We start from the raw sequence: 26,489 nt of genomic DNA on the forward strand, positions 1-26,489 counted from the left end.
AATAATTCAATAAATTCCTCTTAAATTATAACATAGCTTTACCCCTATTTAAATAAAAGGGCAACCTTTATCTTAAATAAAAGTTACCCTTTTTACTCCAGTTATAACCTACTTTGCTGAAATCCCCTTAAAGAAATTTAACCTCAAAGCATTTGAAACTACAAATAGTGACGATAAACTCATTGCCAATGCTCCTATCATAGGATTTAATTTTAAGCCAAAGCTTGAGTAAAACACTCCTGCTGCAACAGGTATTCCTATTGTATTATAGAAAAATGCCCAAAATAAGTTTTGTTTTATATTTTTTATAGTTGCATTTGAAAGTTTAATTGCATTTATTAAGTCCAGTAAACTGGATTTTATTAATACAACATCAGCTGACTCTATAGCTATGTCAGTTCCTGCTCCAATTGCCACACCAATATCTGCTCTCGCAAGTGAAGGAGCGTCATTTATTCCATCTCCTACAAAACAGACTTTTTGACCTTTTTCTATGTGTTCTCTAACTATTTGCTCTTTTTGTGCAGGAAGTACTTCTGAATATATTTCATCTAACCCCAATTGTCTTCCCAGTGTCTCAGCAGTTTTTTTATTGTCCCCTGTTACCATTGCAACTTTAATTCCCAGTGATTTTAATTCTTCAATTGCCTCTTGAGAATTTTCCTTTAGTGTATCTGATAGAGAAATTATTCCTATTACTGAATCTTCATCGGCAAAGTAAATTGAAGTATATGCCTTTTCCGAAAATTCATCAATATATTCTTCATACTCTGAAGTGTCAAATTCCTCGTCTGTCATTAGTTTTAAATTCCCGGTTAAATAACTTTTGCCATTGACTTCTGCAATTACTCCAAGTCCGGCAAGCGCTGTAAAGTTTTTTGCCTCTTCTAATTCTATGCCCTTGTCCTGCGCATATTTTACTATTGATTTTGCAAGAGGGTGTTCAGAACCTCTTTCCATTGAAGCTGCAATTTTTAAAAATTCTTCTTCGCTGTATTTTTTAGATATTACTTCTCTTACGTTAAATTCTCCTGACGTAATAGTTCCTGTCTTATCTAAAAGTACAACATCTGTATTGTGTAAGTTTTCAAGTGCTTCGGCAGATTTGAAAAGTATACCAAGCTTTGCTCCCTTTCCAGTTCCAACCATTATGGCAACTGGTGTAGCAAGTCCTAAAGCACATGGACAACTTATTACAAGTACGGAAATTGCCATTGAAGTTGCAAGACTTACGTCCCCAGATGTAAACATCCAAACTATAAATGTAACTATAGCTATAATTATTACAACCGGCACAAAAACTCCCGATATTTTATCTGCTAACTTTGCTATTGGAGCCTTTGTAGTGTTTGCATCTTCAACTAATTCTATAATTTTGGCAATAGTTGTGTCCTCTCCAACGTGTGTTGCCTCAAATTTTATAAATCCTGTTTTATTTGTAGTCGCCGCCATTACATTGTCGCCATCTTTTTTTTCTACGGGAATACTCTCTCCTGTAAGTGCCGACTCGTCAATTGTAGTTTGACCGCTAACTATTTTACCATCTACAGGTATATTACTACCTGGTTTAACTAGTATAATATCTCCAATTAAAATTTCTTCCACTGGTATATCAACTTGCTCGTTGTCTCTCTCCACTGTTGCAAATTGAGGCGTTAAATCCATTAGTGAGTTAATTGCACTTGAAGTCCTTTTCTTTGCTCTGGCTTCGAAGTACTTTCCCAAAGTTATTAATACAAGTATCATTGCTGTAGATTCAAAATATAAATCGTGGCCATAGTGAGCCACACTTGCCACGTCTCCATGACCAAAGCCATATGCCATTTTATACATTACCATAACTCCATAGACAAAAGCCGCCGAAGAACCCACTGCTATTAGAGAGTCCATATTTGGAGTCCTATTTAACAGCGCCTTAAATCCTGTCTTATAAAAATGTGAATTTATAATCATAACGGGAATTGTCAATATCATTTGAGTTAGCGCCATAATTAAGACATTTTCATCTCCAACTAAAAAACTTAGCTGTGGCAGTCCCATCATAGATCCCATTGCTATATACATTAGAGGAACCATAAATATTAGAGAATAGAGCAGTCTCTTTCTCATTTTGGATAACTCTAGTTCATAGGGGTCTTCTCTTTCTGAAGTCTTTCCAGCTGATTTACTATCGCCTTTTATTGAAGCACCATAGCCTGCTGATTCAACTGCTTTTATAATGTCTTTCTCGCTTACTTTTGAATCATCAAATTCTACAGACATGGTGTTAGATATTAAATTTACACTTACATCATTTACAGCCTCCAACTTGTGTACACTTTTTTCCACTGCAAGCTGACATGCTGAGCAAGTCATTCCACTTACATCATATTTTTGTTTCACCTAATCACCTCTTTTAAATTGATACCCATTATTAATATAATCTTTCAACTCATTATGACTTTCAACAAAATTTATAAAATCTTCAAATTCTTTAACATTATTTTTTAATGCATCTCTTGAAATATCCACTTCATATTCACTGTTATCTGATAAGAAAATTAATTTTGCCCTACTTACTTTTCCACCGCTAATTTGCTCAAAAGCCTCTGTATAAATTTGCAACTGTGGTGTATACTGTGCTACTAATTCATCTTTGTTGTCATAGGCGGTTTTAAAATCCACTATTTCAACTTCTCCATCTACTTCTCTAACTTGGTCAATAAATCCGTTTATTACTCCATTTCTAAGAGGATAGTAAAATTCATACTCCTTAAATAAAGCTTTTCCTTTAATTAAATTTTCGTAGTTCTTAAATTGCACTTTTAATAAATCAGCTATTTCTTCGTTTAAAGGTACTCCATAGTATAAAAGTTCCTCTCTTATAAATTCATCTATATCTACAGGATTAAGTTCCACATACTTATGGACTATATTTCCCCTTATCATTGGGTTTAGTATTTGAACTTCTTCAGCTTGCACTTGAATTTCTCCGGAGTATTCACTTTTCTCTTCAACATCTTCTCCTAAAATATAACTTCTATAAAATAGCTCTGGACTCTTTTTAAATGTCATATAACTTGATGCTGAATAAAATTTTAAACTTTTAAATTTTTCAATGTAGTTTTCTCTTATTAAACTATCACTTTTTAAAGTTAAAGCTTCTTTTAAATAACTTTTATCTACAGGTTTTTTATCAATATCTACATCTGCTAACTGCTCTTCAACTTCTTCATACTCTTCAAATCCCGAATTTTCAAAGAGTGCTCTATAGCTATTCTTTTTAACCTTATTTTCTCTATTAATTGGCAGTATTAAATTTTTTACAGCTCTTGTAAGTGCCACATAAAATATTCTATTTTCCTCTTCAATGTTTTCCAACCTGTTTTCCAGCATTATTTCACTGTACTTGGCATCTCTATTTTCCAATTTTACTCCAAGTCCACACTTTCCCAGTTGAATAAAGTTATAGGAATTTGCCCTTGAAAAATCAAAGTCTATTTCTCCCATTATTACGGTGTTATATTCAAGTCCCTTTGACTTGTGAATAGTAATTAAATTTACTGCTCCTTCTCTTAGTGGAACGTCTACTTCTAAATTTTCAACATACTTTATAAACTCTTCTAGGCTTTCAGATTTATCATCTTCATATTCAAAGGCCAAATCTATTAACTCATTTAAACTGTCTATGGAAAATTCTCCAAAACATATATTTGAAGTTTCAAAAAGTCTGTTTATCTCTATAGATTTTACTACTATTTCTCCAAGAGAAAGCACTTCTTTAAAATCTCTAAGACTTTTCAGTCTCTCCATTCCACTTTTAAGCAAAGTCTTCTGCTCCGCTTCCAATACTTCCAGTTCCTCTACTTCGCCTTTTTCAAGTAAATTTCTGCTTAGTAAATAAATGGAATTTTCATTTAATCCAACCATTGGACTTTTTAAATAGGACATTAAGCTTAAGTAATCTCTCTTATTAGAAATGCACTTTAACAAGCTTAAAACATCTCTAATTTCAACTCTCTCGCTAAATTTTTGAGCAGTGTTGTTAACTTTTATTCCCAGATTTAAAAGTTCTCTTTCATACTTTGCTATATTTTTCTTTCGTCTAAAGAGTATTGCTATCCCCTCAGGTTTTTCTCCGGCATCTACAAGATTTTTAATATAAGATGCCACAGCTTTTTGAGTTGTGTTAAAGTAACTTAGTACCTTTACCTTCGTTCCACCTTCGCTGCTTGACTTAAGAGGGTCATAACCTTCTCCCATAATTTTTGAAAATATTTTATTAAAAGAATCTATTAAAATATTTGAACTTCTATAGTTTATATCCATTGCAATTTCTCTTCCGCCACTTGCTATTAAGTCTTTTGCAAAGCTGTTGTACTCCTCTACACTTCCACCTCTAAAGCTATATATAGATTGTTTTTCATCTCCTACAATAAAAATATTCTTATCCTTTGAAAAGTTATTTGTAAGCTGCTTTAAAATTTCAACTTGAAAAGAATTAGTATCTTGAAATTCATCTACCATAATATACTTATATTCTTTTCCGTAGCCTTTTTTTAAAACTTCTAAGGCCTTTAACTGCAAGTCGTCATAGTCTAAAATAGATTTTTCTCGTTTCTTATTCTCATAGACTTTTATTATTTCATCTAACATCTCTATTATTAGTTCATAGCACTTATAATTTTCCCTCTCTAGAGATTTTTTCTGTTTTAGTATTTCTAATTCTATTTCTTCTCTTTCAAGATCTACTTTTTTTGAAGTTCCCAAGTTCCCGGCAATTTCATCTAATAAGTCAAAAGTTGGACGTTCCAAAAAGTTTTTCATATTTTCACTTTCAAAATAGTTCATAAACTTCTTTCCAGGATTTATAGTACTGTAGTTTAAAAGCATATCCACTAATTCTTTAAAATCTGTCTCTTTTAATAGGTCATTATACTCACTATTCTTTTTCCTTATTTCAGCTACATTTGTGCTCTTATTTCGCATTTTAAAATATACTGCAATTAGTGATTCTCTTAGGGAATTTGAATTTAAATACTTTTTTTCAAGCATTAACTCATATAATCTTGCATCTTCACTGTATTTTAAAATAGTTTCTTCAACTGATTCCTCTAAAAGAGTAAGAGCTTCTCTATCTTCTGAAACTTTAAATAATGGATCCACATTTGCAACTAAGGGATATTTCTTAATTAACATTGTGCAAAATCCATGTATTGTATAAATTTGAGCTGCCGAAAAATTTCTGTAGAGTCTGTCTATTTTTTCATCTGATCTGTTTTTAGAAAGTGCCTCTAAAATTCTATTTCTCATTTCCTCTGCAGCTTTATTTGTAAATGTTATTGAAAGTACTTCTCCATATTCTTCTCCATCTGTTAAGTTTCCGTTTTTTAATATATTTATAAATCTCTCTGTTAAAACTTTTGTCTTTCCAGTTCCGGCTCCTGCCTTTAAAGACAAGTTTAAATCCAGTGTATCTACAGCTTCTGCCTGTACAGTATTTAATTTCATAGTATCACCTGCCTACACAAATCTCTAAATTCACAGCCTTCACACTCCACCCTTGGAAAGAGCCCATCTTTAATATCACTGCTAATTTTTAAAACAGTATCTCTTGAATTTTCAACTAAGTTTGAAAAATCCTCATCACTTAATCCCTTTTCCTCTAAATAATCAGAATTAACCAACACATTTTTATAAGTGCAGCTGTTTATGCTTCCATATCTTGCAGCTACAACTTTTTCCTTTTGTGACATAATATATAGTGGCAGTTGAAACGCTCTTCCCTCTGCAATATCTTTAAAAGAAGGGCTGTTATTTAATTTATAGTCTGTTAATATTTCAAGTTCTCCAAAACTGTCTATTCTATCTATTCTTCCATTTATTTTTACGTCTTCAATATTTAATTTAAAGGGAACTTCAAAGTCTGTAGGTTTAAAATTTTCCCTTTCAGATAAGTCCATTTCTATAAAATTCTTCAATATATATTTAGCATTTTCATACTTTATCTTATCTAAGCCTTTAAGTTCAAGGTCAGGAGATATATTTTCAAAGAGCTCAATTCTAACTAAGTGCGATAAATAATCTTCATTTAATTCACTTGGATAGTTTTTAAAATATTTTTCCAGTACTTTGTGATAAAAATTTCCCATATCGAGAAAAAATTCTTCTTCGTATTCTCTCTTCATTTCCTCTATTCCAACTAATCTGGAGTATAAAAAATTGTATGGACAATTTACATATCTGTCAAAGTCAGAAACGGCAAACCCCTTTTCATCTATGGACTTTTGTAACTTTAAGAGAGAATTTCCACTTAACTTGGCTTCTTCATTTAACAAAGTATTTTTCGTTCTTCCCTGTAGCTCTTCATAATTTAAAAAGTTTTCAGAAAGACCTTCACCTTTAATATCTTTAAAGTTTAAATTCTCCAGTACTTTTAAGGACAGTTCTAACTTTGAACTCTCAGGCTTGGTTTCAATGTGGTTTATTCCCTCAAATAAATCAAAGTACATGCTCTTATTTTCCTCTTCAACTATGCATGTAGACTTTGAATTTCCTATTAAATTTAAAATAATTAAAAGTCCCTCTTCATATATATAATTTTCATCTTTAATAGAATATTTTTTTATTTCCTCTTTAGACATATTTGAAAACAAAAAGCTATTTTCTTCCACACTTGGATATTTAGAGTTTAAGCCACAAATAAAAGTCTTATTAAATTTAACTCCCAAAGATTGACCTGGCTTCATAGTCTTTGGCGCATAGCTGTTAAATTTAGAGTAGTTTACATCATCAATGTAGTTTAATATAACTTCACTAAAATTAGAAAAACTGCTGTTGTAAAAGTAATTGTCATATATCTCAACTTTCTTAAGACTCTTATCCAAAAAATCTATGGCACTTAAATCTCTCTTTAGAATCTCCGAGTCCTCTAGTTTCTCATGATTTTCCAGTACTCTATTCTCTGCTATTTTTAAATATTCCCTACATATATTGCAATACTCTTTAAAGTTTAAGTTTTTATTTGGAATATTTGTAAGTTGCTCTGTTAACTTCATAAATTCATCTAAGTTTTTTGATTCTATTTCAATATTAACTGAAATGCTATTTAACAGTTCATCTAAATTTTTAAACTTCAACTTTCCAATTTCATATTCCATTTCCTCAGAAGTTTCAGTTATTCTAAAGTAATTTGACTTTACTAGCTTTAAAATATTTTCTCTATTTTGAATTTGAAAATAATTTAAAACATCTTTAAACTCTCCAACTATTGGAGATTTGTTTTTTAAGTTGTACAGTGAATTTAGTGGCATATTTTCAAAGTGTGCAACTTTTAAAAGTTTGTTTACATCTGAACTAAAGGGCAGTATTGCAATACTACTTGCATCTCTTCCCTCTAGTATATCTCTCTTTATTTCTTTAAATACTTCTCTTAAATTTTCATCTTCACTTTTTTCTGATATTAAAAACAGCTCTTTAGAATTAATTTTTTCCTCTAAAAATTCTGAAATCGAGATATTACTTCTCAAGTCAATTTCAGTAAAATTTAACTCTAAAAGACTTTCCTTCATACTATTTGCAATTGTTAAGTCCTTTAAAAAATAGGGAATATTTACTACAGTGTCTATATTTTCTGAAAGTTGTCTTATTAGCTCATACTCTGTCTTTTTAAGAGAGTAAAATTCATCTACTATTATTAAATCTGCATCTACTTTGTAGTGTTCATTTAAATCCGCCAAGTCTGTTAAATTATTTTTGTTTAAAAAATCATCATATCTGGTATATACATCCACTACTTCTTTTAAAACTTCACTTTTTACACTATTTAAATCTACAGGCTCTATTAAAGACTCTCTTGACTTATTTATAAAATCCAATAGTACACTGGCAAGTCCTGAAGAATAAGAAAGGTTTTTATAATTTTTCTGCTTTAGTATTCTTTTTATAATGTGTCCTTTAAAAGTCTCATCTATTAATATTTTATTGTTTCTTGCTTTTTTAAAGTCATCAAATGTATAAAAACTGAGATTTGAAAATCCATTTAACTTTTTTATAAACAATTGCTTTTTATAGTCCATTGATGCCTTTGTAGGAACTATATAAATTACTCTTTTTAAATTTTCAAGTTTATCTCTCACCATTTCAAATAGTTCACTATTTTCAGTGGACAAATCCAGTAAATATAATTTTTTCATTCCATTCTCCAAATATTTCTATCTCCAAAAACATCCCCTATAATATCTTCTTCAACTTTAGGCAAGTTTAAGTAAAAACTCTTTCCACTTAAATATTCTAAATCTCCACCTAAATTTTTAAATACAATTTTATAGTTGTGCAAAAATTGACTTTCGTAGGAGTACTCTCTTTTAAAGTAACTATTTACTCTCACATTTGGGTACTTTGTATCTCCAACTATTGGAAAGTCCTTATTTTTCAACACTGTTCTAATTTGATGAGTTCTACCTGTAACTAAATTAACACTTAGTAAGCTGTAGTCTTTGTTTGAAGTAATTGTATCAAAAACCGTCTTAGAGTATTTTGCACCCTCATCTTCTCTTTTTCTAACAGAAACTTTATTTTTGTCACCGTCTTTTACTAAATAGGACTCATCTTCAAAGTGCTTTGGAGTTTTCCCATACACTAGAGCTAAATAGTACTTTTCTATTTCATTTGATCTCATAGCTTCATTTAACTTTCTAAGTGTAGCTGCGTTTTTTGCACCAATTAAAATTCCAGATGTATTCCTGTCTAGTCTATTTATAACTGCAGGTCTAAAAGTCTTTTCAACTCTTGGATTAAACTCTTCCCTTGCTATTAAATAATCTATCATCATATCTACCATATTCGTCTCAAATTCTCTCTTGTCGTTGTGAGATAAAACGCCCACAGGTTTATTTAACAGTATTATGTTTTCATCTTCGTAAATTATTTTAGGATACTTCTTTTGCTTAAAGTCCACAGGTTGTTTTTTAAATTTAGAAATTGTATCTTCACTTAAATAAAGACTTATTTTATCATCTGCATTTAAAATTTCCTCAGGTTTTGCCTTTTTTCCATTTAAGGTTATATTCTTTTTTCTCAAATTTTTATATATAAAGGACAAGGAGGCTTTTTCAAAGTACTTTTTTAAAAATCTGTCTATTCTCTGTCCTGAATCATTTTCATTTACTATTATCTCTATCAAATTATTACTCCTAATTTTATTTTGCTTTTAAATTCCTACCAATATACATTCTAACACCTAAACCTGGATTCTTTAAATATTTTTGCAAATTTGATGACATATGTTATATAATGACTATTATTAATTAAAAAGGAGATTATTTTGAGTTTTTTTAATAAATTAACAGATTTTTTCTTTAAAATCTTTAGAATACTTGTAGTTCTATTAGTAGTTCTTGTTTTAGGATTTATAATAAAGTGGAAAATAGATACACTATACTTCCAAAACACTTCGAATACTGATGCGAACTTTACTATCAGAGATGAGATAAATAAAACTTATCTGGATATAAAAAATTTATTCTACAATGAGGAGGAAACAGAAAATTTACTTCCTGTTGTTGAAGAGCCAATTGATAAAATTATAGTTCAAATTACTATTCCTCAAGATTCTACAGTAGATGATATTGGAAAAGAACTAATAGATAAAAATCTTATGAAAGATTTAAATGCTTTTAAAACTTTAGTACACAATATGGGACTTGAAAATAAATTTGTATCGGGAACTTATGAAGTCAATAAGGACTCTAAAATTAAAGACACTATATTAATGCTCACAAATACTCAAGCTAGAGAATATGAAGTTGAAATCAGTAAAGGTGCTGCCGGAGATGCAGTAGGTAAAAAGCTTGAAAAACTGGGAATAATACAATCTGCAGATGCATTTTCCAAACAGTGCAAAGACCTTGGATGCTTTTACAAGTTTAAACCGGGAACCTATAAAATTGAAACTCCAACTAGAGTTGTAAAGATAATTGAAACTATGACTGGAGAAACTTATAATTAAAAAAACTCATCCTAAAATCTAGGATGAGTTTTTTTAATATTTTTATTTATTTTCTTCAAAGGACTTATATTCATTTCCCTCTTGTTCAGCTATATATTTTTCTGCATTAACTGCAGCTATAGCTCCATCAGCTGTTGCTGTTACCACTTGTCTTAAGCTCTTTATCCTCAAGTCTCCTGCGGCAAAAACACCATCTATGTTTGTATTCATTTCTTCGTCAGTTCTTATATAGCCCTTTTCCATGTCAACTTGACCTTCGAAAATTTTTGTCTCAGGTATATATCCAACAAATATAAATATTCCAAAAGGCTCCCCATTTTGTTTTACAGTTGTAAGTTCCCCTGTCTCTAAATTTCTAATGACAAGTTCTTCTGCCATTTTGTTGCCCTTTATCTCTTCAACTACACTGTTCCAAATGAAGTGTACTTTTTCATTGTTAAACGCCCTATCTTGAAGAGACTTACTTGCTCTTAATTCATTTCTTCTGTGAATTATATATACATTTTTGGCAAATTTTGCAATAAATAGTGCTTCATCTATGGCAGAATCGCCACCGCCAATTACATATACGTCAAAATCTTGGTAAAATGCTGCATCACAAGTTGCGCAATAGGATATACCCTTGCCCTCAAATAAATCTTCACCTGCAAATCCCAATTTTCTTGACTTAGCACCTGTAGATATTATAACTGTCTTTGCTTCGTATTCATTTTCTTTTGTCTTAATTTTTTTTACTTTGCCTTCAAGCTCCGCTTCAACTACTTCATCTAAAACAAATTCAGCACCAAAAGTCTCGGCTTGTTTTTTTATTGTATGTGATAATTCAAATCCGGAAATATTTGGAGTACCTGGATAATTTTCCACATCTGTAGTTGTAGAAATTTGGCCTCCCTCTAATCCTTTTTCTATAACTAGGGTTTTAAGTTTTCCTCTTGCCCCGTAAAGTCCTGCAGTAAGCCCCGCTGGGCCTGCTCCTAAAACTATTAAATCATATATCATATCTTATGAGCCCCCTCTTGAGTTTATTATACCCTCTTATAAATATTTTAATTACTTTATGTTATAATTTATTTGAGGTGCTATATGAAAAAAACAATTGTAACTTTATTTCTGTTTATTATTTTAATATTTCCAAAGAATACATATGCAAATGGCAGTACAGTTAAGTATTTAAACACTGATAACTCTATTTCACAAGTAAGTACACTGCAAGCTGAAAAAAATTCTGCAAGAAATTTTACATTTACTAAAACTAAAGCTAATATACTAAATATTTCAAGCTTTTTAGTTTTAGGAGCAATGTTATTTATTCAATATAAAAAATATAAGTCAGTTGATTCAATAAATCTAAAGGACAAGACCATTGGCACTTTTATTCACTTAAATTCCGCTCAAGCCGGTACTCTTGTAAAGGGAAACTACCAGCCGGAGAGATTTATTATTTCAACAGTACTTGACTGGCAAAGGCGAGGTATTATAAGTTCAAGCTTGGAAAATTACTTAAATTCCAAGGGAGAAGATCGTAGTAATTACATTTTTAAAAAAACTGGAAATTCCTCTTCTCTTTCAAATGACGAAACTTACCTATATGATTTTTTATTTAGTATGGGAGACGGAACTGGCTTTAGCACTAATCAGTTAAATCAAACTAGAAGAGAATCTTCAAATGACTACAACTCAAGTTTTAATAAGTACTTAAAATTAGTTCAAGAAGAACTTATTGAAATGGGACTGCTATATAGAAAACCACCTGCTTTTATTTTTTCTTCAGTTTCTATTTTAGTTTCCCTAATGGGATTTATATCATCTCTTATTTCAATATTGTTAACACCTATTTCAATAATTAACGCAGTTCTGGGAGTTGCCCTTTTAGTACTTGCCATAGCCACTCTCTCAAAGAGGCCTAAGCTTGGAAAGGAACAATTTGACCTATACAATAACCTCTACGAATCCATAGTTACTGACAGTGTTGATGCTAGCAACTATTCAGAAGAAGATAGAGAAATTCTAGTAATTTACGCAGTTGCCTTTTCATTAAGTTATGATGATATTAAAAACTTAAACGCAAAATTAAATTTAAGCGAAGATGATTTTATTCCGATTTTTTGGCTAAGTTCAGCAAGTGAAAACTTAATCAACGCCTTTAACAGAGCTCTTATTGGAAATTCTGTTGGCTCACGTGTAAATATTAAGGTCAATACTCAAAATAAATAGAATTAAAATAATAAGTCGGGTGTCCGACCTATTATTAGTTAAAAAATTGTGTTCATTAAAATTATTGGTGTAATATAAGCTTCTACTATTGCCGCTATAACTAAGAGCGGAATAATTACAAATACATATTTTTTTAAGATGTACTTTAACAAAATTTTAAATTCCACAGTATTTTTTCCGATAATCTTCCTAACTATAGTTAAACATATCATAACTCCAAAACTTGCACCCAGTATAATAGCTGAAAGTTCAAATATTCCATGAGGTAAAATGCCAAATACCATGGTACTTACAAAGTTAGTTCCTGTTAACATTGGAAGTGCTCCTATTATTATTCCATTTAGCACCAATATAAAAATGGGAATAAATAAAAAGGGAATAAAACCGGTTAATATCATAAGGCTAACCGCTCTTAAATTGTTTATAAAAAGAGATAATCCGAAATTTTTATTAGTTTCAATATTTAAATTATCCATAACGCCTTCCATCATCTGCGCAATTTGTGCCTCTATTAATTCCCAGTTACCTCTTGCTAAGATATATGCTCCAACTACTGAAACTAGAAATAAAACTGTGCAAAACAGAATTATTTTCTTTAATGTACTCTTACACCTTTCATCTATTTTTAACTCACTCATTATTTTCTAGCCCCCATTAAATAAGAAATCATCAACATTACCCAAAGTACTGTCACAGACAATATTGCCAAAATTCCGCCTTTTATCATTATCCCTATAATAAATATTGCAGCTATTGCAATTGGAAATGCTGAATTTAACTTTCTATAGGATTCAAAACCCGCCTTGTAAATTTGCATCTTTTCCATTTCATCACAACTTGCCAAGTACTCATCTAAAAACTTGAAATCCAGTACATTCCCATTTTTTTCAGGATTAATTTCTCTGATGGTCTTCATTATTTTACTGCTTACAAAGATTGTAATTCCCGCATACAATAAAAATATTACAGTTATTGCTACTATATGAATAAGGGAAATATCATCTATATAATTTAAAACACTTATAAAGTAAGTTGCATATATTGAAAAAATTACTGCATAAGCTATTGATGAAGAGTAAGTTAATTTTTCTATATACTTTTCCAACAAACTGTACTCACCTTCAAATTGCTCATCATCAGCATATTCAATTTTCTTTAATCCACTTTTAATTTTTGATAGAATATACGCATAATATGATACTGAAATTACTACTATCCCATAAAATATATACGGGGAAACTTTACTATATTCTTCTGTTAGAAGTACACCTAAGTTTACATCTTGCAAATTATGTGCAAATCCGCCAAAAAATCCTCCAACTATAAAAGCACATATAATCACCACTGTAAATTTTAATAATATTTTTTTATCTTTTTTCATCTCTTCCTCCAAAATAACATTCATTATTTAATACAACTAATTTTCTTCCACTAAATAAAATATTTCCTCTACTGCAACTTCAAAAAAATTAGCTATTTCAAGTGCCAGCGTTACAGATGGCGAGTAGTCTCCACGCTCTATTGCACTTATAGTCTGTCTTGAAACTCCTACTTTTTTTCCCATCTCCTGTTGATTTATATCTTCTCTAGCTCTATACATCTTTAAATTATTTTTTAATTGCACATTAAACCTCCTTTGCCTACTTACTTTTACATATTGTAAACTTTAATAGTCTTTTTGACAACTTAACTTTACATTTATTATACATATGACAAGTTTATTTGTCAATACTTTCCATAAAAAAAGTAACTGTCCTATTAAACAGTTACTAAAATAATATATATAATTACTTGTCATAATCTACTAATTCACGAAGTTTTCCCGTTACTCTATAGTTTACATTTTGAAGTTCTTCAATATTTTTTGCACCTGTTAAGAGCATAATCATCTTGGATTTATAAACTATATTTTCAATATATTGATGAGCATATTCATATCCGCCATGGACTAAGTAGCTTAAAAGCTCTCCACTTATTGCTCCTATAGAAGCTCCTATTACTATACACTTTACAAGGTCTAGTGCATTTTTTATTCCACCTGAACCTATTATAGTTAAATCTTCATATTCAAGTGCCTTTACCTCTATTAAACTCATTGCCGATGGAATTCCCCATCCAAATAATTCTGAAATATCTTCATCTGGAGTTCTGAGATTTTCAATTTCTAAAAAGTTAGTACCGCCAAATCCTGAAATATCTATATTTTTTACTCCTATGGAATATAATTTTTTAGCCACATCTTTAGATATTCCAAATCCAACTTCTTTTACTATTACAGGAACTTCTAAGCCATTTACAATCTTTTCTATATTTAAAAGTACGTCCTTAAAAGTTCTGTCGCCTTCTTCCATCGAAAGCTCTTGAGCTGGATTTAAATGAATTTGCATACCGTCAGCTTCTATCATATCTACTGCCCTTTTAGCATCTTCCAGTGAAGTGTGTCCATTTATATTGCCAAGTAAGATTCCGTCTCCAATAATTTTTCTTGCACATTGAAAAGAACCTATTGTATCCTTATCTTCCAGTGCAATAGTCTGTGAACCCACTGCCATAGGTATATTAAATGTCTTGGCAATTTCAGCTAGAGAATTATTTATTTCTTCTGAAAATGAATTTCCCCCAGTTATTGCATTAATAAGCAATGGAAAACTAATTTTCTTATCTAAAAAGATAGTAGATGTGTCTATTTCATCAAAATCAATATCCGGTAATGCATTGTGATATAAAAATACGTCCTCAAACATTGGATTACCCACATATGTCGTACGAAGATAATTCTCAATGTGCTCTCTTTTTCTATATTTTCTCATCATTTCACTCCCACTCTTAGTAAATAAATGATATCATCTTTTTATATTTTTTACAATAATGAGCATTTTTTAAGTGCCTCTCCAACCTTGTAACCACTATGGCGGATATAGTTGTTATCTGACTCTAAAAAATCTCCTTTTATCAGCTCAATTGATCTCTCATTTAAAAATTTTACATCTTCTTCTTTTATATCTATTTTTGAAGAATCGTCTTGGTGCAAGTAGTTTTCCAACAGAACTTTTTCAGGACTGTCACTGTTTACTATACACATGTCGAAAATCCCCTTATAGCTGTGAGCTTCTATAGCCTCTATATGCATTTTAATAGTATAGTCGTCCGTCTCTCCCCTTTGAGTCATTACATTGGAAATATAGACTTTTTTTGCCTTAGCACTTTTTAATGTATCAACTACTCCATCTACTATTAAATTTGGAATAATAGAAGTGTATAGACTTCCAGGTCCAAATAATATTACATCTGCACCATTAAGTGCATCAAGGGCCTTGGAATTTGCCTTTGGAATATTTGGAAACAAACTCATATTTTTTATTTTAGTGTTTAGTTTTGAACACATTTTTGGAATAGTCGACTCCCCAATACACTTATCTCCATTTTCAAATTCAGCTACTAAGTGAACATTTTCGAAGGTAACAGGTGCCACTTTTCCTGTAATTCTAAGCACATTTTCCAGTTCTATTAGAGCGTTGTCAAATCCGCCGTATATTTCACAAAGAGCAGCTATTAAAAGATTTCCAAAGTTTTGACCTTCTAAATTTCCCATTTCAAATCTGTACTGCAGCAATTTTTCCATAACAGGCTCTGTGTTTGCAAGAGCTATTAAACAGTTTCTCACATCTCCAGGTGGAAGCATTCCCAGGTCCTTTCTAAGTACTCCGGAACCTCCTCCATCATCTGTCATTGTAACTATTGCAGTTATTTTTGAAGTGTACTTTTTTATGCCCTTTAGCAATGCGGAAATTCCAGTTCCTCCGCCTATTACAACAAGATTTTTTTCCATAATATCAACCTTTGTCCCTATGCGTCACCGTTACGTTATTGCCAAGCGCCTTTAATACTCTTCCAATTTCATTTGCAATTACTACAGACCTGTGAAAACCACCAGTACATCCAATTCCCACTACAAGCACGGTTTTTCCCTCTTTTAAGTAGTTTGGAATTAAAAAAGTCAACATATCTACACATTTATTTATAAATTCCTTTGTAACATCATAGCTCATAACGTATTTTTTTGTCTCTTCACTTTCTCCATCTAAATGTTTTAATTCCGGAATATAAAATGGATTCGGCAAAAATCTAACATCAAATACTAAATCTGCATCTTTTAATATTCCATTTTTAAAGCCAAAGGAGCAAATAGATATTTTTAAAGCATCTTCTTTATCTATTTTTAATATTTCTCTAATAGCTTTTTTTAATTCTTGATTACTTAAATCTGAGGTGTCTATTAAATAGTCAGCCCTCGACTTTATATTCTTTAAAATTTGCTTTTCTTCCTTGTATCCCTTTACTATAGATTGATTTAAAGGGTGGGGCCTTCTAAGCTCCTTATATCTCTTTATTACTACATCTTCTCTTGCCTCTAAAAACATTACTTTATAATCTATATTCATTTCTTCTAATTTCGCAAGCGAGGACAGTAAGTCGTCAAAAAATTTCCCACTTCTAACGTCTACTACGACACATACCTTGCTTACATAATTTGCAACTGAGGCAATTTCCGCAAACTTTGGAATCAACGCCGGAGGAAGATTGTCCATTGCAAAATATCCTAAGTCTTCTAGTACATTTAAAGCTTGAGACTTCCCAGCCCCACTCATTCCTGTAATTACGAGTATTTCCATATATATTCTCCTATTAGTAAATCTTATTACTATTATATAACACAGAATTTTATTGACAATAAAATTTTAAAACAACTTCTCTACTTAAACTAAAAATAGAAACTATTTTAAGTAGTTTCTATTTTTGTTCTATTAAGTTTTTAAATATATTTTACTTCTCTTACAAGCTTTACTTTAAAATTATCATAGACTACTTTTTGAACTATCTCTATAGTTTCCTTAATTTCTTTAGAAGTTGCATTGTTTTTATTTACTACGAAACCACAGTGTTTTTCACTGATTCCCGCTCCTCCATGAGTAAATCCTCTAAGTCCGCTGTCGTCTATGAGTTTCCCTGCGTAGTAGCCCTCAGGTCTTCTAAATGTAGAGCCTGCACTGGGAAGTTCCAGCGGTTGTTTTTCTGCACGTCTTTTGGATAGTTCTTCCATTTTACTTACTATCTCATCACTGCTGCCTTCTTTTAACTTAAACTTTGCACTTAAAATTATATAGTTATTTTCTTGAGCTATACTTTTTCTATAGCCAAAGTTCATCTCACTGTTTTTTAACTCTATTATATTTAAATTATCGTCGAGCATTCTCACACTTTCAACTACGTCCTTTATTTCCCCGTCATATGCTCCTGCATTCATAATTACTCCGCCACCAACTGAGCCGGGAATTCCATGGGCAAATTCAAGTCCCGTTAGAGATTTTTCACAGGCTCTATTGGCAATTTGTTTTAAAGTTGCTCCGGATTGAGCAGTCAGGTAATTATCTTCTATCTTTATATCATTTAAAGTATTTTTTAACATTATCACTATTCCGTCAAATCCGTTGTCATCTACTAATACATTTGTACAATTTCCAAGAACTACGTATTTTAAAGACTTTTCTCTGCAAATTTTAATAGACTCTATTAAATCACTTTCAGTTTTGGGAATTAACAATACATTTGCAGGTCCACCGGTTTTAAAGCTAGTATATTTTTTTAAAGGCTCATCATAAAGAACTTCGCCATAGTTTTTAAATTTTTCCATAACACACCTCTTTTAGAATTATACTATATAGATAATTATTATAAAAGTAAGCAGTTTTACAAAAATAAATTTATTATTTTAAATTTATTACATTAAAAAAGCAGACAAATAAATTTGCCTGCCTACATTTAAATATTTTATTTTTTTTCTGTGTTTTTATTTGCAGCATTTTCTGTTTTGTTAGCTGTTTCATTTTTTACTTCGTTTGCAGGTTTGTTTTCTGCTTTATTTGTCGCTTCATTTTTTGCTTCTTCAGCTGGTTCTTCAGTAGCTGGTGTCGCTTTTAGTTGAAGTTCTTCAGGAATTACAACTTCATCAGTTGGCTTTACATATTTTTTAACTTTTGCAGCTTTTTGCAAGTCGTTAATGTAATTTGTAAACTTTTCTTCAGCAACTGTTTGCTCTACTTCAGATTTAGCTTCTTCAAAAGTTCTAGGAGTTTTACTTTCCAATTTAATTATGTGATATCCAAAATCTGTTTGTACTGGATCGGAAATTTCTCCATCTTTCATTACTTTTACAGCGCTGTCAAATTGTTCAACCATGGTTCCATTTGTAAATTCTCCAAGGTCCCCACCTGAAGCTGCATTACTTTCATCAGTTGAATTTTCCTTAGCTAATTTTGCAAAGTCTGCGCCTTTATCAAGTTCTTTTTTAAGCTTTGTAGCTTCATCTTTAGTTGCAACTAAAATATGAGCTGCTTTGGCTTTAAAGAAACTATCTTTATTGTCATCATAGTATTTTTTAATTTCTTCTTCAGTAGGTTTTACTTCTTCTGTAATTTTTGTTGCATAATCATTTGATAAAAGTGAATTTGCAATATCTTCTTTAAAGAAGTTTAAAGTAAGTCCGGCTTCTTCTAGAGCTTTGTTAAATTCTTCTTCACTTCCATATTGTGACTTTACACTTTCTACTGCTTCATTTACTTTTGCTTCGTCAACTTTAATTCCCTTTTTCTCTGCATCTTGTTTTATTACTTCCATTTCCACTAAACTGTTTAAAGCAGTTTCTTTAATGGCTTCATCAATAGTCTTTGATTCATCGTTTGGATACGCTTCCTTTAAAATATCTTCTGAACCTGCCATTTGCACATATTGATTTCTTTGCATTGCATAAAGCTCTACATATTTTTCTTCTGGTATTTCTACTCCATTAACTGTTGCAGCTACTCCCTCAGGTCCCTTACCACAAGCAGTAGTAAACATTAATAGTCCTAAAGACAGTGAAGCTATTATTTTCTTATTAAAAATTTTCAAAATATCATCCTTCCTTAATTTACGCTCATATTATTATACACTACTTTCATTTTTTTGATGTGAGTTTTTTGTGTAATTTAATAATATTGACGGCTTTTTTCAAATCTTCTATTGGATATTTTAAGTTTGAAATTGTAAATCCATGCTCTTTTCCCAAGTCTAATACAATATCCTTAAAGTTATCTTGAAGTTCATTTATTATTCCCAAATTTAAATTTTTTGATATTTTAAATTCATAGTTGTTGTTCTTCTGGGTAATAGAAGTTATCCCTGCATCTTTGGCATTGTGCCTTAAAAGAGATATGTCCATTAAGTTTGACACTGCCATAGGTATGTCGGAGAATCTATCTATTAGTTCATCTACCAAATCTGAATAGTCCTCTTCACTTTCAATTACGGCAATTTTTTTGTATACTTCCAACCTCTGCATTTCATTGGTAATATAGAGCTTAGGTATATAGGAATCCAGCTTAATATCTATTGTAGTATCATCCTCTTCAACTACATCTTCACCTTTTAATCTTGAAACTGCATCTTTTAAATACTTAATATACAAGTCATAGCCTATGGAATCTATGTGCCCATGTTGTCTAGAGCCAAGAATGCTTCCTGAGCCTCTTATTTCCAAGTCTCTAAGTGCCAACTTATATCCGGAGCCGAATTCAGTAAATTCTTTAATTGCCTTTAATCTCTTTTGAGCAATCTCAGTTAGAGAAATATCTCGCTCATAGGTAAAATAAGCATAGGCTATTTTATTTGAGCGCCCTATTCTACCCCTTAATTGGTAAAGTTGAGAAAGTCCCAGTCTATTAGCATCTGAAACTACCATAGTATTGGCATTCTGCACGTCCATTCCAGTTTCAATTATTGTAGAGCAAAGTAACACATTAAATTCATTATTTATAAAAGATATCATTGTATCTTCTAACTGTCTTTCACTCATTTGACCATGAGCCATATTAAAGGTAGCTTCCGGAACTAACTGTCTTAACTCCTGTAATTTATGCTCCATATTTTGCACTCTATTGTAGACAAAGTAAACTTGCCCGCCTCGTTCAATTTCCTTTAGTATTGCCTCTCTGACCATTAAGTCATTGTATTCCAATACATAGGTTTGAACGGGAAACCTCTCTTCCGGAGGTTCTTCTATTACTGACATATCACGAATTCCAATCATAGACATTTGAAGTGTTCTAGGTATTGGTGTAGCTGTAAGTGTCAAGGTGTCTAAGTTTTCCTTTAACATCTTTAATTTCTCTTTGTGTCTTACTCCAAATCTCTGCTCCTCATCAATAATTAAAAGCCCTAAATCTTTAAACTTAACGTCTTCTGATAGAAGTCTGTGAGTTCCAATTACTATGTCTACAAATCCCTTTTTTAAATCTTCAATATCTTTTTTCTGTTCAGCTTTGGTCCTAAATCTGCTGAGTATTGCAATTTTTATTGGAAAGTCTTTAAACCTCTCTACAAGAGTATTGTAATGCTGCTGAGCAAGTATTGTAGTTGGAACTAAAAAGGCAACTTGCTTACCATCAATTACAGCTTTAAAGGCTGCTCTAATTGCAACTTCAGTTTTACCATAGCCCACATCTGCACAGAGTAACCTGTCCATAGGTCTGGGCTCTTCCATATCTTTTTTTATTTCACCGGAAGATCTCAACTGGCCTTCTGTCTCTTCATATTCAAAGGCATCTTCAAATTCCCTTTGCCACTCAGTATCTTCACTAAAGGCAAATCCCTTGGCTTCTTGTCTTTTGGCATAGAGCTTAATTAAGTCCTCTGCCATATCTTCTACGTTTTTCTTTGCCTTTGCCTTTGTCTTCTTCCACTCGAGACTGTTTAATTTATTTACTTTTGGAGCTTTGCTCTCTGAACCCACATATTTATATATTAAGTCCAAACTCTCCATTGGCAAAAACAGTTTATCTTCACCTTTATATTCTATTACTACATAGTCTTTTTTTATCCCCTGTACTTCAAGTCTCTGTGTTCCAATGTACTTACCTATTCCATGACTTTCATGTACTACATAATCTCCCACACTTAAATCTTCAAAATTTAAAGTTTTTGCCTTTTTAGAAGTTTTTTTCTTTTCCTTTTTTTCACCATAGATTTCAGAATAATTTATTACTACAAGTTTTATATCTGCTATTTCAAATCCATCGTTTAAAGTTCCAGTTGTAACTACTACCTCAGAACTCTTTATTTTACTGTCTCTATTAAGTTCAAATCTGGCAGGTATTTCAAATTCCACTAAGGTGTCAAAGAGTCTACCGGCTCTGCTCTCATTTCCACCTAAAATAACCACTTTATAGCCTCTATACATGTAATTCTTCAAGTCTTCTATAAAGAGCTTCATTTTGCCCCTATAATTCGTTACGGACTTCATGCTCAGTGTTGTAATTCCCTTGGACTCAAATCCTCTAGGTGCAATTGTAAGACTGTTAAGTGTAATAGTATTTGAAGTTTGTACAATATCTAAAACTTTTTCCACAGAGTACTCTATATTTTCATGTTCTTTTAGAGCTTCTCCACGACTTATCATCTCAATTAAATTTTCTTTTTGCTCAATAGCCAAGGTCTTTAATCCGTCAATACATATATTGGGATCTTCTATTAAAATTAATGGCTCTTCTTGAAAGTAATTTAAAAGTCCATTTAAATACTCATTATTTAAAAAAGGTAAAATTAAATCTTGATTCGCTATTGTCATATTTTCTTCTAGGGCATCAATATACTTTCCAAACTTTTCTTCCAGTCTATCTTTATACTCTCCCTTGAGTTTTGACGATTTTAATGCACTTTTTAAATTCTTGCTTATTTCTTTTCTATACTCTTCCCTTAAAATAATGTCACTTACTGGAGTTACTTCTATGGACTTTAAATTTTCAATCGACCTTTGAGTGCTTATGTCAAAAGATCTTATGGAGTCCACTTCCACATCAAATAGCTCCAGCCTATATGGACTTTCCGGAGTGTATATATCTACAATTGAACCTCTTATGGAAAACTGCCCCACTCCTTCAACCTGTGAGTATCTCTCATAACCCATTAAAATTAATTTTGACTCCAGGTCCTTTAAGTCTAATTCATCAGACTGGCTTATATTTAATATATAGTCTCTAAACAAATTTACATCTGAAACTCTATCTCTCAGGGCATCTATAGTAGTAACTGTAACTTTATTTCTATTCATACTAAGGTCTGAAAGTGTCTTTATTCTAGTTTTCATAGTGTCAAAACTTTTAAAGTCCCTGTCATATAAAAACACTTCTCGCTTAGGATATATTGACACTTCTTCAATTCCCAAGCTCTTTATATCTTCATATATTTTTCTAACCTTAAGTCCATTTGAAGTAATAATTAAAAGAGGTCTATTTAAATTTTTGTTAATGCAATAGGAAAAATGTCCTATTTCACTTTCGGTCATTCCAAAAACTGAAATAGGATACTGTCTATTAGATATAAACTCTAAAATTTCTCTATAACTTTTCATATTTTGCATTACATCTACTAAAAAGTCCACTGCTCCACCTCACTTTAATTTTAAAATCGGGAACTTAGCAAACTAATTTCCCGATTTATATAAATTATTTTGATACTTTTTTATTGTATTTATTCATTGCTGAATCTATGCCATTTTCAATAATTTCAATTGCACCATCTACAGCAGTTTCTATTGTCTCGTCTATCTTCTCTCTATCTTGCTTTGAAAATCCGCTTAACACAAAACTTGCCAAATCTTCATTGGTGTTTTGTCTGCCTACTCCGATTTTAATTCTCGGAAAGTCATCACTTTGAAGTTGGCTTATAATAGATTTAAGTCCATTGTGGGTTCCGGCTGAACCCCTTTTCTTTATTTTTACACTTGCAAATTCAATGTCTATATCATCTACTAACACTATTAAATTATTTGGCTCTACCTTGTAGAAATTACATATTTCCCTAATTGACTCTCCACTTTTATTCATATAAGTCTGAGGTTTTATTAAGTAGACTTTTTCACTGCCAACTTTCCCCTCACCTACAAGGCCCTTAAATTTTATTCTATTTACACTTATATTTAATCTTCTGGCAAGCTCATCTATTGCAGAAAATCCCACATTGTGTCTAGTTCCTTCATAATTTGAACCGGGATTTCCCAGTCCAGCTATAATATACAATCTATCACCTTTTACTTGTCAAACATTTCGCTTACAGAAGTGTTTGCATTTATTCTTCTTATAGCACTTGCAAAAATTGGAGCAACACTTACTACTTCAATTTTACTTCCTGCCGCTTCTCTGTCAATTGCAATTGTATCTGTTATAATGAATTTTTCCATTACACTGTTTTCTATTCTTTCAAAGGCAGGTCCTGATAAAACTCCATGAGTAGCACATCCATAGACTTTTTTTGCACCATGTTCTACTAATGCTTTTGCAGCTTGACAAATAGTTCCCGCAGTGTCTACTATGTCATCTATTAAAATACAGCTCTTGCCCTCAATGTCTCCAATAATATTCATAACCTCTGAAACATTTGGTTTAGGTCTTCTCTTTTCTATAATTGCAATCGGTAAATTTAATTCGTTTGCAAAGGTTCTAGTTCTTGTAACTCCACCTAAATCAGGAGATACTATTACAAACTCTTCATCTTTTACTATTTCTTTAAAATATCTCGCCAAATATGGCACAGCTGTTAAATGGTCTACTGGAATATTAAAATACCCTTGAATTTGACCAGCGTGTAAATCCATTGCTACAACTCTATCAGCTCCGGCAACTGTCAATAAATCCGCTATTAGCTTTGCTGTTATAGGTTCTCTGGCTCTGGTCTTTCTATCTTGTCTTGCATATCCATAATATGGAATAACAGCGTTTATTCTTCCCGCAGAAGCTCTTTTAAGTGCATCTAGTAAAATTAAACTCTCCATTAAGTTATTGTTCACAGGACTTGATGTAGATTGAATTAAAAATACATCTTTCCCTCTAACTGTCTCTGCAATGTCAATGGCAATTTCTCCATCTGAAAAAGTTCTTACATCACATACTCCCTTTTCAATTCCCAAATGACTACAAATATCATCTACTAACTTAGGATTTGAATTTCCTGTAACTACAATAATATCTCCAAAACACGAATTCATAATATTCCTCCTGAAAATTACTTAAAACCTTTTTTCTCTACCCATCCATCTATGTTAATTTGTTTTGCTCTCTCTACAGACAACTGCCCCTCGTAAACATCTTTTGTTATAGTTGAACCTGCTGCTATATAGCCGTAGTCCTCTACTTTTACCGGCGCAACTAAATTGGCATTAGAACCTATAAATGCATGATCTCCAACTTCACTTCTGTGTTTGTTTTTCCCATCATAATTTACAAATACTACGCCACAGCCAACATTTACATTTTCACCTACATCTGCATCTCCAACATATGCCAAGTGCCCCGCTTTAGAACCGTTGCCAAAATTAGAGTTTTTAACTTCTACAAAATTTCCTATTTTTACATTTTCACCTACATTTGCATTAGGTCTTAAGTGAGCAAAAGGCCCAATCGTAGTATTGTCGCCAACAACCGACTCCTCTATTAGAGCGTTGTCTACAGTAACTCCATCTCCAATTTTAGAATTTACTATTCTAGTATTGCCATATAGAGTACAATTTTCTCCAATACTTGTATCCCCTTGTATTATTGCACCTGGGTATATTATAGTATCTCTTCCAATTTTTACTGTGGGCTCAATAATTACGCTATCCGGATTAATCATACTGACTCCATCTAGCATATACTGTCTATTTACTCTTTCCTTCATTATTTCAGTGCATATTGAAAGATGATCTCTGGAGTTTACACCGAATATTTCTCTATTATCTCTAAGTCTATATCCTCCAATTCTCTTTTCCTCATCAAATAGTGTCTTTATTATATCTGTTAAGTAAAGTTCTCCCTGTGCATTGTCAGTATTTAAAGACCTAAGTGCCTCTCTTAAATCTGAACCTTTAAAGGCAAATATTCCAGAGTTGATTTCTCTTATCAGCTTTTCTTTTTCACTTGCATCTTTTTGCTCTACAATCTTATATATCTGTGCATCGCCATCTCTGACTATGCGTCCATATCCATAGGGATTTTCAAGATCAGCTGTTAAAATTGTACATGAAAACTTACCTTGTTCATGATATTTTATAAATCCGTCCAAGGTTTTAGATTTTATTAAAGGAGTATCCCCATTTAATATTAGAACTGTATCTTCATCATTGTAGTCTAAATCAGCTTGCATAACTGCAAATCCAGTTCCATATGGAATTTTTTCCCCCATTGGCTGTGTTCTAAAAATTATGTCATCATTTTGAAAATACTCATTTATTTTTTCCTTACCGTGTCCAATGATTACACTTATCTTTTCTACATCGGAATCTTTCGCACTGTTAATTACATATCCTAGCATAGGTATTCCCAAAATTTTGTGTAGCACTTTAGGAGTACTTGATTTCATTCTTGTTCCCTCTCCGGCTGCAAGAATTATAGAAACTTTCATTAAAAAAATCACACCTCTTTACAATTTACTATTTATATTATAACCATCACTTTTATTTTACTCAACCACTTTTATTTTCTAACCAACAAAAAACAGACTTGTAAATCCCAAGTCCATCATTTTATTATTATTTTTTATAGTTATACTCTATTGCATTTAATGTATTCGTCATATGTTGTCCCATTGCTTTTCTTGCGCCATCAGCATCTCTGTTCTTTAATGCTTTTATAATGGCGTTGTGCTCATTTATTGTTCTTTCTTGTCGCTTGGGATAATTAAGAGCGATTAATCCAAAATATCTAATTACATCGTTAAGATTTTTTGAAATTTTTACAAGCACTGTATTTCCAGACAAGTAATAAAGATATTCATGAAACTTTCTATCTAACTGTATATATTTATTAAAATTGTCTTCTATTATTATTTTCTTTTGATTTTCGACAATTTTTTCCAATTTTTCTATATCACTATCATCTAGTTTATCTATGCATTCCATCACTGCCAATATTTCAAGAGAGCTTCTTACTTTTTGAGTTTGAATTATATAGTCCAGTGTAAATTCTCTAACTACATTTTTTTTATAAGGCTCATTTATTATCCACCCTTCATATGACAGTTGTTGAAAAGCTTCTCTTATTGGCGTTCTACTTATACCAAAACTCTCAGATAAATCTCTTTCATTTAAAACCTCATTAGGCTTATAATTTCCCGTAATTATATTTTCTTTTATTTTTTCATATGCAATATCTTTATATGATTTTGGCTTGATTAGCATTTTAAAACTCCATTCCACATTATTATTACTGATTATATCATT

Annotated in this window: 20 protein-coding genes; 2 read left to right on the forward strand and 18 right to left on the reverse strand. The window is 31.5% G+C overall.

The window, feature by feature from the left end:
• Positions 1 to 108: 108 nt before the first annotated feature.
• The 4 genes from BUB47_RS03920 to BUB47_RS03935 are packed head-to-tail and all read right to left on the reverse strand — an operon-like array spanning position 109 to position 9,163.
• Entirely contained in the window at positions 109 to 2,382 is a 2,274-nt protein-coding gene (locus BUB47_RS03920) for a heavy metal translocating P-type ATPase (protein WP_073183972.1), read from the reverse strand.
• Complete coding sequence (locus BUB47_RS03925; protein WP_073183974.1) at positions 2,383 to 5,490, reverse strand: UvrD-helicase domain-containing protein; 3,108 nt, start codon at positions 5,488 to 5,490, stop codon at positions 2,383 to 2,385.
• On the reverse strand, positions 5,487 to 8,174 hold the full coding sequence (locus tag BUB47_RS03930; RefSeq protein ID WP_073183975.1) for a PD-(D/E)XK nuclease family protein: 2,688 nt from the start codon (positions 8,172 to 8,174) through the stop codon (positions 5,487 to 5,489). The genes BUB47_RS03925 and BUB47_RS03930 overlap by 4 nt, the downstream gene beginning before the upstream one ends.
• Positions 8,171 to 9,163, reverse strand: coding sequence for an RluA family pseudouridine synthase (locus BUB47_RS03935; protein ID WP_073183977.1), 993 nt, complete (start codon positions 9,161 to 9,163; stop codon positions 8,171 to 8,173). Before BUB47_RS03935 ends, BUB47_RS03930 begins: the two co-directional genes overlap by 4 nt.
• A gap of 141 nt (positions 9,164 to 9,304) precedes the next feature.
• Here BUB47_RS03935 and BUB47_RS03940 point away from each other — a divergent pair, with 141 nt between their 5' ends.
• The gene (locus BUB47_RS03940) at positions 9,305 to 9,988 is read left to right on the forward strand and encodes an endolytic transglycosylase MltG (protein WP_073183979.1); all 684 of its coding nucleotides are present in this window, start codon (positions 9,305 to 9,307) and stop codon (positions 9,986 to 9,988) included.
• A 42-nt stretch (positions 9,989 to 10,030) separates the two neighbouring features.
• Here BUB47_RS03940 and trxB read toward each other — a convergent pair whose 3' ends face one another.
• Positions 10,031 to 10,984 (reverse strand): thioredoxin-disulfide reductase, encoded by a 954-nt coding sequence (gene trxB, locus BUB47_RS03945; RefSeq protein ID WP_073184110.1) that lies wholly within the window; start codon positions 10,982 to 10,984, stop codon positions 10,031 to 10,033.
• 87 nt (positions 10,985 to 11,071) lie between these two features.
• Here trxB and BUB47_RS03950 point away from each other — a divergent pair, with 87 nt between their 5' ends.
• The gene (locus BUB47_RS03950) at positions 11,072 to 12,202 is read left to right on the forward strand and encodes a DUF2207 family protein (RefSeq protein ID WP_073183980.1); all 1,131 of its coding nucleotides are present in this window, start codon (positions 11,072 to 11,074) and stop codon (positions 12,200 to 12,202) included.
• Positions 12,203 to 12,240: 38 nt separating this feature from the next.
• Here the strand turns inward: BUB47_RS03950 and BUB47_RS03955 are convergent, their stop codons facing one another.
• From BUB47_RS03955 to BUB47_RS04015, 13 genes are all read right to left on the reverse strand, one after another.
• Positions 12,241 to 12,840 carry a stage II sporulation protein M gene (locus BUB47_RS03955; protein WP_073183982.1) on the reverse strand — a complete coding sequence of 200 codons (600 nt, stop codon included), beginning with the start codon at positions 12,838 to 12,840 and terminating at the stop codon, positions 12,241 to 12,243.
• Positions 12,840 to 13,583: a DUF3169 family protein gene (locus BUB47_RS03960; protein WP_073183983.1), complete on the reverse strand. Its 744-nt coding sequence runs from the start codon at positions 13,581 to 13,583 to the stop codon at positions 12,840 to 12,842. The genes BUB47_RS03955 and BUB47_RS03960 overlap by 1 nt, the downstream gene beginning before the upstream one ends.
• A gap of 36 nt (positions 13,584 to 13,619) precedes the next feature.
• A complete protein-coding gene (locus BUB47_RS03965; RefSeq protein WP_073183985.1) occupies positions 13,620 to 13,826 on the reverse strand; it encodes a helix-turn-helix transcriptional regulator in 207 nt (68 codons plus the stop codon).
• 163 nt (positions 13,827 to 13,989) lie between these two features.
• The gene (gene fni / locus BUB47_RS03970; protein ID WP_073183986.1) at positions 13,990 to 15,012 is read right to left on the reverse strand and encodes a type 2 isopentenyl-diphosphate Delta-isomerase; all 1,023 of its coding nucleotides are present in this window, start codon (positions 15,010 to 15,012) and stop codon (positions 13,990 to 13,992) included.
• Positions 15,013 to 15,062: 50 nt separating this feature from the next.
• Positions 15,063 to 16,031 (reverse strand): gluconeogenesis factor YvcK family protein, encoded by a 969-nt coding sequence (locus tag BUB47_RS03975; RefSeq protein ID WP_073183988.1) that lies wholly within the window; start codon positions 16,029 to 16,031, stop codon positions 15,063 to 15,065.
• Positions 16,032 to 16,035: 4 nt separating this feature from the next.
• Entirely contained in the window at positions 16,036 to 16,875 is an 840-nt protein-coding gene (rapZ, locus tag BUB47_RS03980) for an RNase adapter RapZ (RefSeq protein ID WP_073183990.1), read from the reverse strand.
• A gap of 140 nt (positions 16,876 to 17,015) precedes the next feature.
• The gene (murB, locus tag BUB47_RS03985) at positions 17,016 to 17,894 is read right to left on the reverse strand and encodes a UDP-N-acetylmuramate dehydrogenase (protein WP_073183992.1); all 879 of its coding nucleotides are present in this window, start codon (positions 17,892 to 17,894) and stop codon (positions 17,016 to 17,018) included.
• A gap of 137 nt (positions 17,895 to 18,031) precedes the next feature.
• Positions 18,032 to 19,150 (reverse strand): peptidylprolyl isomerase, encoded by a 1,119-nt coding sequence (locus BUB47_RS03990; RefSeq protein WP_083529062.1) that lies wholly within the window; start codon positions 19,148 to 19,150, stop codon positions 18,032 to 18,034.
• 46 nt (positions 19,151 to 19,196) lie between these two features.
• Positions 19,197 to 22,676, reverse strand: a complete 3,480-nt coding sequence (mfd, locus tag BUB47_RS03995) for a transcription-repair coupling factor (protein ID WP_073183994.1) — start codon at positions 22,674 to 22,676, stop codon at positions 19,197 to 19,199.
• 64 nt (positions 22,677 to 22,740) lie between these two features.
• Positions 22,741 to 23,313 (reverse strand): aminoacyl-tRNA hydrolase, encoded by a 573-nt coding sequence (gene pth / locus BUB47_RS04000; RefSeq protein ID WP_073183995.1) that lies wholly within the window; start codon positions 23,311 to 23,313, stop codon positions 22,741 to 22,743.
• 11 nt (positions 23,314 to 23,324) lie between these two features.
• Positions 23,325 to 24,278: a ribose-phosphate diphosphokinase gene (locus BUB47_RS04005; protein ID WP_073183997.1), complete on the reverse strand. Its 954-nt coding sequence runs from the start codon at positions 24,276 to 24,278 to the stop codon at positions 23,325 to 23,327.
• 17 nt (positions 24,279 to 24,295) lie between these two features.
• Complete coding sequence (glmU, locus tag BUB47_RS04010; RefSeq protein WP_073183999.1) at positions 24,296 to 25,672, reverse strand: bifunctional UDP-N-acetylglucosamine diphosphorylase/glucosamine-1-phosphate N-acetyltransferase GlmU; 1,377 nt, start codon at positions 25,670 to 25,672, stop codon at positions 24,296 to 24,298.
• A gap of 127 nt (positions 25,673 to 25,799) precedes the next feature.
• Positions 25,800 to 26,447: a GntR family transcriptional regulator gene (locus tag BUB47_RS04015; RefSeq protein ID WP_073184001.1), complete on the reverse strand. Its 648-nt coding sequence runs from the start codon at positions 26,445 to 26,447 to the stop codon at positions 25,800 to 25,802.
• Between the last annotated feature and the right edge of the window lie 42 nt (positions 26,448 to 26,489).

Source organism: Anaerosphaera aminiphila DSM 21120 (assembly GCF_900129925.1).
GTDB lineage: Bacteria > Bacillota > Clostridia > Tissierellales > Peptoniphilaceae > Anaerosphaera > Anaerosphaera aminiphila.